Here is a 13686-nt window from a genome sequence, read left to right on the forward strand (position 1 = left end):
GACCCGATCTCAGGGTTTTGTGGGATAACTTTCCGGAAGAGGGTCGATACAGTCAGCCGACTTGGCTGCCAGTCATCTCCGTTGATTGCCCGATAGGTTCTGGGTCGACATACGGGAGCGCCGTCGTGAAGCGCATCGTCATTGCCGATGATCATGAGGTTGTACGGTCGGGGCTGCGCGCGATCGTCCAAATGCGCTCCGATTGGGTCGTCGGCGGCGAGGCTTGCGACGGCGAGCAGGCCCTGGCTTTGGCGATCGAAACGCGTGCGGACGTCCTGATCGCCGATTACTCGATGCCGTTCATGAATGGACTCGAAGTGAGTCGCCGCCTCAGCGCTATGCACACGCGAACCGAGGTGTTGATCCTGACGATGCATGACAGCGAGGAACTGTTGACGGAGGCCATTCTGGCCGGCGTTCGCGGCTTCCTGTTCAAGTCTGATGCCCGAGAGCACCTGATATCCGCGATAGACGCCCTGCTTGATCGCAGGCCGTACTTCACTGGCGTGTTGCTGGAAAAGCTTCTGCGGGACTTCCAGCTCAACAAGCAGAACAAGTCGGGCGTACTGCTCACCTCGCGGGAACAGAGCGTGGTCCAGCTCATTGCGGAGGGGCATACGAACAAATCGATCAGCGCCATCTTGAAATTGAGTGTGAAAACCATCGAGACCCATCGTGCCGCGGCGATGCGCAAGCTCGGGATGTCATCGACGGCGGAGCTTGTTCGCTATGCGATCCGGAAGAAACTGGTCGCGCCATGAGTGCGACGACAGCGACCGACCCTGCGCTCCGAGGCTAGTTTTCGTCGTCTCGTCGAAGCACACGCGCATGCTGGCAGCGAATTCCGAGGATCCGGACCGGGCGGCCGGCGCAGACGCATTTAAGGTCCCCCAGCTGGACAAGTTTCCGCGATCCGGTTGAGTTCGCCATCATTGCGGGACTAGAGTGCCCTTGCGGGGAAAATAAAACAATGATGGCACGGCGCTATGCGGTCCGAAAGTCTTGCCCTGGCTGTGGCAGGCCAATGAAGGGTTTGCCGGACGAAGCAGCGGAGGGACGGCTGCGCTACGTCTGCGCCAAATGCGACGACGACCCGCTGCGTGATCCTGCAGCGCGCAAGTGGGCGGACGGCCCGCTGCGTCCTCCGGAGAAATGAGCGCTCTCGCCAGCTATTCCGATCGGTTAGAGCAGGAACGAAGGCTCTCCAGAGGGGCGAGCGCCGGTCTGCTCGATGCGCAGACTGAGCGCATGGCGATCATGTAGAACTCGGACCACGAGATCATCCGGGAGACGCACGACCAGATGCATTTTGCGGCGCGCGCTTGCCGGGTTTTCGCGGGCTTCGCGGACAAGATCTTTGGCGATACGATACCGCTGGATCAGCGCGATGTATTCGATTTCATGCGCCGTGAACTGATCACAGTTGATTTTTGAAATGGTCCTTTTGAAGCGACCCTCGAGCGCCTCTTCAGGATAGGACCAATTGTGTTTCTCGACAGACTTACCAGTTGTCCCAGCTTTTAGTACTGAGATCAATCGGCACTTGGTGGGGTTTCAGAAACATCCTATTTCGTAGACGACTAAAACAGCTCGGCACCGAGCGAGCATGATGGCAACTCGCTGCCATAATTTCCTACGATGGCCGTTCGACGAAGGCGACGGCCTTGTTGCTATAGGTCCATGTCGCGCCGTCGCGTTTGCTGATCCCGAGAAAGGCGGTCGACGTACCGGCATATTTCATGGCCTGATTGCCGCCGTCGATGCCATAGGCCCATGGATCGAGGCACAGAAACTCGGTGACCTTGTTGTCGGCCCCCGTAGTGCGGTGGCCGACGATGCCGACATAATGGGCGCCGCCGAGGGACGCCCGTACCGGCATCTTGTTTTCGAGATTCTTGATTGTCCAATCCACCGCTTTGCTGGGATCCCTTCCCACGCTCACTTGGTCGCGCGCCGTCGGTTCGGCCAATTTTCCAGCCCATGTAGCGGACGAACACGATCTTGAGGATCGAACCGCACCAATATTCATTGTTCACCGCTTTGAGGAAGCCGCCATTGTTCTGGTTCCATGGCAGCTTGCTCTTCTTGTAGTTTTCCATCGACTCGTCCGTCGAGGTCGTCGACAGCGTGGGATGGGTGTGCAGCGGCTCATCCACCAGCATTTCATAGACGCGATGGCGGTTGTCCAATTCGTCGCTCGGGTCTTGGTTGCTGTAGAACTTGCGATAGGTGGGCACCTTGGCCGCCGTACTGACGGCGTGGAAATAGTGCCAGATCAAATCGGTTTTCCACGAGGGGTCGCGTGTATGGGTGTCGGACATGGAGACGTTCCATATGAGGTATTCGGCTGCTGGCGGATTCGCGGCCTTTTCTCACTTGCGGTCAGACCCAGCCGCGCTGAAAGGTTAGTCCCCGCTCGATTGATGACGGTTCAATTTCGTAGGCGGAACCTCACGCGGTGCCAGCGCAGTTTTTGGGGATGCGGCAAGCCCGGTTCTGGCTCTCAACCGCAGCGCAGGCAAGCCGACATTGTCGCAGATAGCGCAGGCTCTTAAACAGGCGTTCGGCATTCAACGAACTGCCGGCGCTGACCGCAGCCTCAACCTGCTGAAGGGATGCCGAGAACGAGTGCTCTCACCATGCGTTGAAGTTGGTGACGAGTTGCTTGTCCAAGGACAAGCTTTCCATGCCAATGGAAAGCAAAATACCACATCGGCTATGGTGTCCACTCCCGGGCATGTTTCGTTTGTGGTGCAAGAAGTGACCGAGATTTCTAGTCCAGGTGCCTTGCGCGCAGATCTTGAAGATCCTTTTTCAACGTCACCAAATCCAGCCCGCGAGGAAAAGTGAGGCGTCCAGAGCGGATCACGAGTCGGACGTACGGATAGCGTTCCTCGGCAAGCATCGGATAACTGATCTTGTACTTGTGCCAATCTTCAACGATGTGTGCCTGTTGCTCGACGTTGTATGAGTCCCAGGTATCGCCCGGCGTGTACTCGTAGCCGGCACCGACTGTCTGCGCCCAGAAGGAGCGCGCCATCGTCCAGTTTGAATCGTTGAACGCCTGCCACACGTGGGTCATTTCGTGCACGAAGAGGTCGCAGATGCGACCGAAGTCGTCGCACAAGAGGCCGAAGGTGGGGTTAGGCGATGCCATGTTACTGAACGCGACATTGCCAAGATTGATGGCATACCGCATGCTTGGCACCATGGGATTGCTTCCCCTAAAGAACGGCCCATCGTTCGTCCACGGTCTTCCGCCTGCTCCCAGGCCATTGGTAATCGCAATTGTCTCCCACGGCGGCAGCGTCGGGCCAAAGACGTTGCGCGCGAAATTCCGCTCGCTGACGTCCAGCACGCGCGCGAAGTCCGGTCGGCTTCCTTCACATGCCGGCGGGGTCGGAGCCGCTGGGGTGGGCGCAACCGGTGGAGTGGGCGCAATCGGCGGGGGAGGCGGCGTACCTGGCGGCAGATAGATGAATCCCCCTCGCCACCCACCTTTCCCGCCGGTCGTACCGGAAGAGAACGCAAAATTCTGGCGGTCGCGCGACATCGTGCGGCAGCCTACATACTCGGCCAGGTACCAGTTCACCTGTCGTGTGGCTTGTTGGAAATCGCGCTGTTTGACGAGCTTGATGCCCGGAAAGTTGAACTCGATGAGGTCCCAGGGATCGATGCCGATCCGCTTGGCGAGGGATATCCAAGTCTCGCCCGCCGTCACGGCATGCCGGATTCCTGCTGGCGGTACATAGCTTTCGACGACAGGCTTCAAGGGCCTTTCCTGGTTCGGCAATGTAAAGCCTCCCCTGCTGATTCCTGCGGAACTATGCGTTCTCGCCACCAATATCTATTGGTCGCCACTACCTCGAGTCGGTTCGATGGTTCCATTCATTCGATGCGCGAACTGGCAGTGGCAAATCGAGGAGCCTCATTCGTAGCATGAAGGCGTAGACAAGGAGCAATGTCGAATGAGCAATATCCGCTTTAGCGCCGGCCCTTTGAGCTCGAACCGAGCAGATCATGCGTTCCGCTGATGCTCACGGTTCCCGAGCACTCGAAACCGCCGAAAATTCCGCAGGAGCCGGTGACCGTGACACGCAAATCTTTGCGCTGGTACATGTCGACCGAAATGCCCAGGCGCGAAAAGTCGTTCGCGCTGTTCGGCAGAATCAGGTCGATATGCTCTGCCGCCCATTGCGGTATATGCTTGTTGCTCTTCCAGAACAGTTCATTGCCGGCGTGATGCAAAAAGTTTGGGCCCACCGTCAGTGCACCACCTACACCCTCGAACGCGAAGCCCGTTTCGTCGATGTGAACGTTTACCCGATCGGGTGCCACCGCGAAATGTAGCGAAGTGATGTCTTGTGGCTGCGGGTCCTTGCCGAATTGCGAGCTGTAGGCGTCGCCCCACTGTCCGCGATCGCGTCCAAGCCCGAAACCGTGCCGCCCCGGAAGATCGCGCGTTGAGAGTGGCCTGTCGGAGAGCTTTGGACGCCAGATCTCCCGAAATCCCTTGCCGATTGTGGCGGCCATCGACAGGTCAAGAGCCCAGTGCGATGGCTTCTCGGCACTTTGGCCTTCGGCGAAGGCGTCGAATCCTTCCGGCGTCTTGGCGATACGCAGCTTCTTGGTCAGATCTCGCCAGTGCTTCGGCAGGAAGGTGACGCCATCGAGTGTGTTCGTCGCAGCCGCGACACCATACTTCTCGAGTTGGTGTCGGATGTAGGGCTTTTCGTCGTAGAGCCGCACATCCGGGTTGGGCCCCGCAAAATACTTTGTCAAATCGATCTGCGGCCGAAACATGGTCAGCCGTGCCGCGATCTTCCGGTAAGTGTCGGTCGTCGTCGGATCGGTCGTCGTCATGGGGCGCCTTCCGCGGCAATCCTCGCCTCAGATTAGTCTCGCCCGAACGGGTTCGGGTTCAATGCCGGCGCATTCGATGAAGCTGGCGCCCGGCCCAGGTCATGCGAAGTCATGTCGCGCCAGCGCAGTGTTTGAACCTGCCGATCGGAAACGGCGACCACCATCCGTGGGGTAGTGTGAACAGTGAGGACGATCAATGTCACTGCGGAGCAGGGTATTAGACGTGCTCAATGGCCCGGCGGTCGCACGCATGCGCTTCCGGTTTCCGATCCGCGGCAGCCACGTGACGATTGCGCCGCAAACGTTTCATCACGTTGCCCGGGCGATCCGGTTGGGGCAGGTCACAGTCGCGGTTCCGACCGATCTCGCAGCGGGTGTTGCTGCGCAATATAACGATGTCGCGCGAACCCGAGCCGACGGCACAGCGGTTGCGGCTAATACGCTTGAGGTCGTGTCGGCGACGGGCCGGCTGGACGCAGCCTATATCGTCCACGAGAGCCTGCACGCGGCATACGATCTGTTGCGTACCGGCCTTGATGCCAATGCGGAAGAGGCGTCTGCCTATGTCTGCACGGCGCTCTATTGCCGCATGACTGGCCTGCCCTCGCCCTCGCTGGGCCAACGGGCCGATCTACGCCAATGCCGCAGAAGTCGCCCGAACACTGCTGTCCCAGTATCAGAAGGGCGATCCCGGGATTCCCTGGGTCGGGGAGCATGAATGGAAAATGCTGCGCGCAGGTGTTGGCTTTGATCCGGTCTATACCAGCGGCCCTGGCGGTATTCTCACGGGATGGCTCCTCGGCCAGCAATATACCCACGACGGCTAGAGTGCCGGGGACCGCATCCGTTTCAGGAAACAGCAGGAGCTTCCAACTCCTGCCGTTCATCGCCAACGGAGCCGTGCACTTGAGCGCGTCACGCGACCAGCAGGCCCAGCTTGCCGACCATCGCAAGCGAGCGTTGAACGCTTTCTCGCATTGACAGCAGTAACGGCTCGGCTGGCTGCCCGGCTCCATCCTTCTGGCCTATCCGAATGGTAGGGCCGAATTTTTCGGTCATTTCGGCCGTGATCTGGTCGATGGTCCGCGCACCGTCGAGCAATTGCAGGAAATCCCTGGTCCGGTCGTCCTCCAACTGCACTGTTTGGTGGAGGAGATTGGTGACCAGCGGACCTGTTTGCGCTTGTCTTCGCGCGAGCAGGCTGGCCTGCGGATGCTCCGTAGCTTCCTTCAACAAAAAGGGACGCGACAGCAGGAACGAAACCTCGCCGCTGCAAGCCAGGATGAACATCGCCTCAGTCAACACCTTTTGGTCATCATATGCCTGCCGGTTGCCCAGCAGCGCGCGGGCGCCATCGAGCAGCTCGTCGAATGATAATGCCCGCGGCCAAGCTCGGCCGAGACATAGATACGCGGCCTTCAAGAGCGGAATGATTAGCGTGACCCTGCTGCCGTCCTGGTTCTCGAATTCCATCGCGGAATCGTCTGTCACGCAGGAGTCGGAATGGACCGGGTTGGTCGTGCTCAGCAAATGGAACCGGGTAACGAAATCGAGGTCGATCTGGCGGGATAGCGAAATGCTGTTGTGGCAGAGCAAGGTGCGCCGAAAACCATTGCCGTCGATGAAGTCCTGATATTGATCGCGCGCCATGAACTCGCTTTCCGGGAAGCGCTGCAGCGCTGCGCGAACCTCCTCGGAATAGCCGGCAAGATAGCGTCGTGAAAAATCAGCGTCGCCCAGGTATTGCAGGCCATGGCGGCTTGCGTCTTCGGCGACCTCATGCAGCAGGAAGGCCTCGGCGCCATCATCGAGATCGTCGTGAAATAAAAGCTCGTCGGGCGACTTGAGGACGCGGTTGTACTGGTCGCGCATAACCGCGCCGTGCACCGAGTCGGCCTTGGAGCCGTCGCTCAGGAACTTCAGGATCGCGCGGGCCTGTCCTACCTTCTCCTCCATGCCGGTGAGGCGGCGGGTGTGATACCGCATCATGTCGCGGACCATGTCGCGAAGATGCGAGAATGGGTGCGCGTTGTAGCTGACGTAGCAGACCCCGCGCGGAGCCAGGTTCTGCTTGAAGACCATCATCATCTTCTCGCGCACTGCCGGTGGCACCCAGGAATAAACGCCGTGCGCGATGATGTAGTCGAACCGTCCGAAGCTTGCATCGACATTCATGATGTCGCAGTGGAGAAGCTTGATGTTCTCCAGGCCCAATGTAGCGACATTTTGCTGGCCGCGCTCGATCGTCACGCCGCTCAGGTCGACACCGACGAATTCGCTGTTCGGGTATTGAAAGGCCATCGGCAACAGGTTGCCGCCGACGCCGCAGCCAAGCTCCAGCACCCGGCAACGCTCGACCGGCGCCGGCTGCATGCCGTAAACGGCGGCCATGGTAGCAAGATGGTTGGGATGAGTAAGCCCATAAACATGGCCCGGGTAGTAGACCTCGTCGTATGGCGTTGGACCGATGTTCGGGTGACGATGCTCGGCTTGAATGTTCATCGTGCTCAATTCCACGAATATGCGAACTTGTCGTTCTCGATCGAGACGCGTGCTTCCTTCACCTCTTCCTTGGCGAGCGACTTGCTGAGGAATTCGCGCGACAGCTCGGGGAGCAGGGTGTTGGTGATGATGTTGTCAATCATTCGCCCACCGGAGTCCGGGTCGTTGCAACGCGACACAATGTGCTCGACGACCGCGTCGTCATAACCGAAGGTCGCGTTATGATTGTCGCGAAGGCGCCGTCCGATGCGGTCGAGTTGCAAACGCACGATCCCGGACAGCATCTCGTCCGACAGCGGGAAGTACGGTATCGAGACGATGCGTCCGAGCAGCGCCGCTGGGAACACCTTCAGCAACTCCGGCCTTAACATCCTGGCGAGCTCTTCCGGCTCGTCGCGATACTTTGGATCGCGTGATAGGCCCATGATCAGATCGGTGCCGACGTTTGTGGTAAGGATGATCAAAGTGTTCTTGAAGTCGATCCGCCGCCCATTGCCGTCCTCCATGGTTCCTTTGTCGAATACCTGAAAGAAGATTTCATGGACGTCGGGATGAGCTTTCTCCACCTCGTCGAGCAGAATGACGCTATAGGGCTTGCGCCGGACGGCCTCGGTGAGGCGCCCACCTTCGCCATAGCCGACATAGCCGGGAGGTGCGCCTTTCAAGGTCGAGACGGTGTGCGCTTCCTGGAACTCTGACATGTTGATCGTAATCATGTTTTGCTCGCCGCCATAAAGAGTCTCGGCAAGCGCCAGGGCGGTTTCGGTCTTGCCCACACCGGACGGGCCAGCCAGCATGAACACGCCGATCGGTTTCGACGGGTTGTCCAGCTTGGCGCGGCTGGTCTCAATTCGCTTGGCGATCATCGTCAGCCCATGGGACTGGCCGACGACGCGGCGGTTGAGGATCTCCGGTAGCTTCAGCACGGTTTCGATCTCGTCGCGCATCATCCGGCCGACCGGGATGCCGGTCCAATCAGAGACAACGGACGCCACCGACTGCTGATCTACATGGGCATAGACCATTCGCTTTTCCGGATTGATAGTCTCAAGTGTGTCGAACTTGCTGCGCAGCTCCGCGCGCCTGGCAGCCGGATCTTCGCCTTCCTTGGGCCCGGACAGGATTTCACGAATGCTGCGGATGTCCTTGAAGAGCTCCTGCTCGACCGCCCAATCGGCATCGAGGTTCGTCAGCTTGTCTTTCAGTGCGGCGATGTCGTTGGCGATCGCGACAATGCGCTCGTTGTCATCTACCCCAAGGTCGCTGTCGCTGACGAGTGCTGATCTCTCAGCTTCACGAGCGGCAATCGCAACGCGTGCATCCTCGATCAGGGCCGGCGTCGCGCTCTGGCTGATGGCCACGCGTGCCGAGGCGGTGTCAAGCAGGCTGACCGCCTTGTCCGGCAACTGCCGCGAAGGAATGTAGCGGTGGGACAGGTTGACCGCTGCGACGATCGCAGCATCCGAAATGCGAACACCGTGGTGCTTTTCCATCGGACCGAGAAGTCCGCGCAGCATGATGCAGCAGGTCTCCACATCAGGTTCGTCGATCTGGATTGGCTGGAAGCGCCGGGTGAGCGCGGGATCCTTCTCGATGTACTGGCGATATTCCGCCCATGTGGTGGCGGCGATTGTGCGCAGCGTGCCACGAGCGAGGGGAGGTTTCAGGAGATTGGCCGCATCGCCGGTGCCGGCCGCGCCGCCGGCGCCGATCAGTGTGTGGGCCTCATCGATGAACATGATGATGGGGGTAGGTGAGCTCTGCACCTCGTCAATCACCGACCGCAAACGCTGCTCGAACTCGCCCTTCATGGAGGCGCCGGCTTGCATCAGGCCGATGTCGAGTGCGCAGAGCCTTACATTGCGTAGCGGTGGCGGCACGTCGCCCGCGGCAATGCGCTGCGCGAAGCCTTCGACAACTGCGGTCTTGCCGACGCCAGCCTCGCCGGTGAGAATTGGATTGTTCTGCCGCCGACGCATCAACACGTCGATCAGTTGGCGGATTTCTTCGTCCCGGCCAAGGATCGGATCCATTTCGCCCGATTTGGCCTTGGCGGTGAGGTCCTGGGAGAACCGGTCGAGCGGCGTCGTGCCCTTCCGACCCGCTTGGGCCGCGCCTTCCGTGCCGGCGCCAACCAGGCCCGAACCGTCCATCGGCCGCATGGTCTCCTCGTCGGAGCCGGTCCAGACAGCGCGGCGTTCCGCCGCCAGTGCGTCGACGTTGACCTTGGCAAATTCCCGCGAGAGGTTGTTCAGCGTGCGACGAATATCGTTCGATTTCAGGCCTGCCACAAGCAGATGACCGGTGCGGATTTGAGTCTCGCCAAAGAAGAGCGTGGCATAGTGCCAGCCGCGATCGAGCAGATCGATGACCGAATTCGCGACGCCCGGCATGTCGGTCTCGTTCTTAGAAAAGCCGCTGATCACGCCGGCAAGGTCGGACAATAAGCGCGCGCGGTCGAGCTTGTAGTGATCGACCGAGAGGCTGAGATCGTTGCGCTCCTGCTGCAGAATATGAAACAGCCAGTGCGCAAGCTCGACGTTGCGATTGCCGGCGCTCTTTGCGTGGCGCAGGGCCTGTATGAAGGCATCATAGCCGGCCCGGTTCAGCTTGCCCGTTACAGCTTCAATGCTGATGTCGGTCACGGCGGCTCCTCCTGCTCAATTCCTCCGCGGATGCTCGCCATCATGCGGAAATTGCTTCAAATTCCATAGCATTAGGCGATCAGCGCGATGGATAGGTTCAAATCGCCGCGGCATTGGCTGCGGCGCTCCGGCGGGCTCTCAATCGCTCGCCGAGCTGAAAGCGGGCATCGCGGCGATATTCTTCCGTGGAAGCCCAGTTCGGTGAGACCCAGGAGGTCCATCCAAGTCGACCACTTTGTCCGAGCCTGACCGGTACAACCTCTCCCGCAGGAATGGCGAGCTCGACCTCCCATTCCAATTCGTCGCCGATATAGAAGAAAACGGCGTCGGCCAGTGGCTCCGACAGGTTGGGTGTTTCGGTCGGCAGGAATTGTTCGTACTGAGCAAATGTTCTGACAAAGACCCGAACTCTGATCTTGTCCTCGACGCTGAACACGCGCGAACCCAGAAGGGCGTCCTGACCGAGCCTCGCATGCGTTCCGCCGAGCCGGCTGCAGTGACTTGGGTCGAATGAGAGCCAGGTGCCGACGAATTCGTCGATCTCGACTTTGACCTCGAACAGTCCTTGCAGGAACCGAGTCAACCGTGATGCACACTTCGCCCTGGGCGCGACCAGTCCAGCGAAGCTGAGCTTCGCCATGTCAGGTACCGTATCGCGATCGGCGAAAACAGCGGAGCCCAAGCCGGCGAAGGAGCCGACATAGGCGATGAAGCGATCCTCCGCGGGGCGGTCATGCTGCGCGATCGGGCGCGCATCGGCCCAGGCACGAAAGAAGAGTTGCAGGAAGCGTCCGTTGAGGAGATCGAGAAAGCGCGGGAAGGCGTCATCACGCATCAGCCACCAGCTGAGACTTTCATCGGTGGTGGCAATGGGCAGGGCGCCCTGCGGGCCCAGGAGGCCGAGAAATTTGACGAGTATCCTGAGCCGGCCACTCTGGTCGTCCACTGCCGCGAGGTTCGAGGCGGGGAACTCCAGATAAGGCACTTGGCCGAGTTCGATATATTCGTCGCGGCGCGCGGCACTGTCACCGATCCGCGGTCGATCCGGGTTGGCGCGCTCGAACTGGCGTAACGTATGGAAGAAATCGAAACGCCATGGCTCGGCCTTCATCTGGTCGATCAGCGTCATAGCGGTCTCCGCGTGCCCATGCGCGGCGGCCATCGCATGATCTCGCCGCGCTCCGGCGTCGAGATGACCGTCTGGGTGAAGGTGTTGAAGCCGGAATAGTCGGCGAAGAAGCGTTCCAGCACCGCCCCGAGCAAAAATACGCCGCTGCCCTCAAATGCTTTCTCGTCGAGCGTGACGGTAATCTCCAGGCCCCGTGCTGCGCCGCTGCCAGTGCGCTCACGCACGCGCCGCACCACGGGGCGGCTTTCTATGCTGCGCACGCCGCGGATCTTGCGTTCCGTGGCGTCGTCGAATTGGTCGGCGAACAAGGACAGCATCTCGCGCAGCGCTGCGGCGTTCTTGCCGCCACCGCGTTCGACGAGGCCAAGATAGTTGAGGCTGAGCATGTTGATCAGCCGCCAGCTGACAATCCCGCTGTTGGCGATTTCGCTGCGGCTGCGCAATTGGGCTACCACCGGCTCGCGCGGCGGCGTGGGACCGGCGACGCACATCAGATCAAGGGATGTGTCGTCCAGCAGGCGAAAATCGGCGCCGCCCTGGCCGACCGGCAAGTGCTCCGTGAGATGGCGATTGGAGCAGAGAGCCCGAACGCTCAGTTCGGCGACAGAGCCTTTGCCGCTCAATTCACCGGGCTCGAGCAGTGACAGGAACATGTCCGTCCCGGTGTAGTCGGAGGAAGAACCGTATGTCTTTTCTTCCACTGTGCGGCGCCGAGGTAAGCGGCGGACGGTAAAATAAAGCCCGTCGACCGACCCGCTGGTCCGGTCGACGGCGGCCGAATATAGCGGGCGCACGGGCCGCTTATCCTTCTCTGCCGGCAGGTGCGCGTAGACTTCGAGCACTTGGTGCGGTTCGTATTCCAGATAGCGGCTGCGATCTGGCACCACATGGTACTCGTGCGTATTCGACTTGACCGGAATGCGATCACTCGTCTTCTCGAACAGATTGATCGCCGGCGCGGTATAGAGCCTGAACGTCTCGGGGCGCACCGAGGCGGCCAACCGTGAATTATGTTCATCGAATGCGAAGACAATATCGATCGATTTGCTGCGCAGCCGTGACATCACGCTGCGAAGTCCGGTGAGGTTAATGCCGAGGAACTTGCGTGGAAACATGAAATATTCACGCAGCAGCTCCGAGCCACGAAAGATCCGGTTGTCGTTAGGAAACAGAGACTCGTTCTCGTCGAAGCCAATTTGCTGCACGCTGTCATGGGGGGCACGAGTCACCACCGGATCGCCGAAGTCGTCGAGATGCCGGAAGTAGACCCCCCTGCAATTCGAGATCAATTGCTCGTAAAGCGCGATGGCGTCGGATTCCGCACCGGACAGGTAGATCGGAAGCTCGCTCACGCGGCAGCCTGCGAACCAGGTTTCCGGCTTGGTCCGGGCCTCTGCGTCCGGCGGCTCCTCGTCGAGCCGGGCCGCACTACGATGGGTCAACGATAGCCTCAGCCCCGCGATGACATCACTGCCGACCGGGATACCGAGCGCCTGCAGAGCGCCCGCCGTCGAGAAATACTCGGCGCTTGTGACGTCAAATGGCCAGAGCACGATGTCGCGGCAAAGTCGAAACCGGCAGGAAAGACTTCGTTCTCTCTCGCGATAGGTCGCGTCGAAATAGGCGCCGCGCGCGATCTTCCTGCCGTCGCGCAGCGCCGGGTCGGCATAGGGTGGCCGGGCGGTGACCAGCATGGCCGAAGGTGTCGGCGCAAGATAGTTCGGTACCAGTTGCTCGAGCAGGTTTGCAGTGAATTCCGGGAACTCGTGCTTGAGCTTGAGCTGAACGCGGGCGGCAAGAAACGCAGCGCCTTCCAGCAGTCCCGTGATCATCGGGTCCGAGCGGTCCCGGATCAGGCCGCCGAGGCGCTCTGCGATACCTGGATATTCTTCGGCGAAATCTCCCGCCTGCTCGTACAGCAATGACAGTTCACGATTGTAGAAATCGAGGAATTCGCGATTCATGCTAAAGTCGATTGATCTGGATGTCGCCGCTGTCGAGGTCGACGTCGGCGACAAATTCCACGGGGACGTTGAGCGGCTCAGCTTTGAGGTCGGCGTGAACGATGAAGCGCAGCTTCAGCTGCTCAGGACCGACCGAGCCGTCGCGACGAACCCGGATCGTCTTGCGATCCAGTCTGGGCTCGTAGGTCGCTAGCGTCTCGCGCAACGCGTCGGTGAGTTCGTCGTCCGTAACCTCGTCGATCGAGCGGTGGGCGATATCGGGGAAGCCGTAGTTCAGGATCGATGTCCGGACGCAATCCCGGTCGCTCAGATCCAGGGTCGATTCCAGAGCAATGGTATTGAGAAGTGTTTCAAGGTCATGAGAGACCTCCCGCCGCAACAGCGTTTCCGAGATCGGAAAGCGGCCTGCGCTACGCCGCCCGGCAATGACCCGTTCACCGGATTCATCGCGCAAATTGAGCTTCTTGCGCGCATCGCGAGCTTCATGAGCCAAGCGAAAGGCCAGCATTAGCGGGGGAGAGAGACGATCCCTCTTTGGAGTAATGGTCATTTACCGTCCCCAAGACGCCAGGCTCGCTATGCC

The 13686-nt window shown here is 60.0% G+C and carries 11 protein-coding genes; 2 read left to right on the forward strand and 9 right to left on the reverse strand.

Translation table 11 applies throughout. The features are described from left to right. Window positions 1–125 precede the first annotated feature (125 nt). Window positions 126–761: a response regulator transcription factor gene (locus tag ACVWW3_RS06975; protein WP_456650506.1), complete on the forward strand. Its 636-nt coding sequence runs from the start codon at window positions 126–128 to the stop codon at window positions 759–761. Window positions 762–1182: 421 nt separating this feature from the next. Here ACVWW3_RS06975 and ACVWW3_RS06980 read toward each other — a convergent pair whose 3' ends face one another. The 4 genes from ACVWW3_RS06980 to ACVWW3_RS06995 all read right to left on the reverse strand — a co-directional run bounded on the left by ACVWW3_RS06980 (window position 1183) and on the right by ACVWW3_RS06995 (window position 4863). Further along, window positions 1183–1536, reverse strand: a complete 354-nt coding sequence (locus tag ACVWW3_RS06980) for a hypothetical protein (protein ID WP_456650505.1) — start codon at window positions 1534–1536, stop codon at window positions 1183–1185. 97 nt (window positions 1537–1633) lie between these two features. Then, window positions 1634–1912, reverse strand: a complete 279-nt coding sequence (locus tag ACVWW3_RS06985) for a hypothetical protein (protein ID WP_456671915.1) — start codon at window positions 1910–1912, stop codon at window positions 1634–1636. Window positions 1913–2773: 861 nt separating this feature from the next. Next, window positions 2774–3772 carry a hypothetical protein gene (locus ACVWW3_RS06990; protein ID WP_456650504.1) on the reverse strand — a complete coding sequence of 333 codons (999 nt, stop codon included), beginning with the start codon at window positions 3770–3772 and terminating at the stop codon, window positions 2774–2776. A gap of 212 nt (window positions 3773–3984) precedes the next feature. Next, on the reverse strand, window positions 3985–4863 hold the full coding sequence (locus ACVWW3_RS06995) for a hypothetical protein (protein WP_456650503.1): 879 nt from the start codon (window positions 4861–4863) through the stop codon (window positions 3985–3987). 196 nt (window positions 4864–5059) lie between these two features. Between ACVWW3_RS06995 and ACVWW3_RS07000 the strand changes: the two genes are divergently transcribed. Next, entirely contained in the window at window positions 5060–5581 is a 522-nt protein-coding gene (locus ACVWW3_RS07000) for a hypothetical protein (RefSeq protein WP_456671916.1), read from the forward strand. 197 nt (window positions 5582–5778) lie between these two features. Here the strand turns inward: ACVWW3_RS07000 and ACVWW3_RS07005 are convergent, their stop codons facing one another. From ACVWW3_RS07005 to tssE, 5 genes are all read right to left on the reverse strand, one after another. Next, window positions 5779–7365 carry a methyltransferase regulatory domain-containing protein gene (locus ACVWW3_RS07005; protein ID WP_456650502.1) on the reverse strand — a complete coding sequence of 529 codons (1587 nt, stop codon included), beginning with the start codon at window positions 7363–7365 and terminating at the stop codon, window positions 5779–5781. 5 nt (window positions 7366–7370) lie between these two features. Beyond that, window positions 7371–10010 (reverse strand): type VI secretion system ATPase TssH, encoded by a 2640-nt coding sequence (gene tssH / locus ACVWW3_RS07010; RefSeq protein WP_354105886.1) that lies wholly within the window; start codon window positions 10008–10010, stop codon window positions 7371–7373. A gap of 97 nt (window positions 10011–10107) precedes the next feature. Next, window positions 10108–11172, reverse strand: coding sequence for a type VI secretion system baseplate subunit TssG (gene tssG / locus ACVWW3_RS07015; protein ID WP_456650501.1), 1065 nt, complete (start codon window positions 11170–11172; stop codon window positions 10108–10110). Continuing rightward, window positions 11136–13103 carry a type VI secretion system baseplate subunit TssF gene (gene tssF, locus ACVWW3_RS07020; protein WP_354105888.1) on the reverse strand — a complete coding sequence of 656 codons (1968 nt, stop codon included), beginning with the start codon at window positions 13101–13103 and terminating at the stop codon, window positions 11136–11138. Before tssF ends, tssG begins: the two co-directional genes overlap by 37 nt. Window position 13104: 1 nt before the next feature. Further along, window positions 13105–13653: a type VI secretion system baseplate subunit TssE gene (gene tssE, locus ACVWW3_RS07025; RefSeq protein ID WP_456650500.1), complete on the reverse strand. Its 549-nt coding sequence runs from the start codon at window positions 13651–13653 to the stop codon at window positions 13105–13107. Between the last annotated feature and the right edge of the window lie 33 nt (window positions 13654–13686).

This window comes from Bradyrhizobium sp. LM2.9 (assembly GCF_054056555.1).

What these genes read in the sequence shown, in the direction of transcription:
- tssF (WP_354105888.1), bottom strand. Translation starts at nt 13,103, where the DNA reads ATGAATCGCGAATTCCTCGATTTCTACAATCGTGAACTGTCATTGCTG.
- tssG (WP_456650501.1), bottom strand. Translation starts at nt 11,172, where the DNA reads ATGGCCGCCGCGCATGGGCACGCGGAGACCGCTATGACGCTGATCGAC.
- ACVWW3_RS07005 (WP_456650502.1), bottom strand. Translation starts at nt 7,365, where the DNA reads ATGAACATTCAAGCCGAGCATCGTCACCCGAACATCGGTCCAACGCCA.
- tssE (WP_456650500.1), bottom strand. Translation starts at nt 13,653, where the DNA reads ATGACCATTACTCCAAAGAGGGATCGTCTCTCTCCCCCGCTAATGCTG.
- ACVWW3_RS06995 (WP_456650503.1), bottom strand. Translation starts at nt 4,863, where the DNA reads ATGACGACGACCGATCCGACGACGACCGACACTTACCGGAAGATCGCG.
- ACVWW3_RS07000 (WP_456671916.1), top strand. Translation starts at nt 5,060, where the DNA reads ATGTCACTGCGGAGCAGGGTATTAGACGTGCTCAATGGCCCGGCGGTC.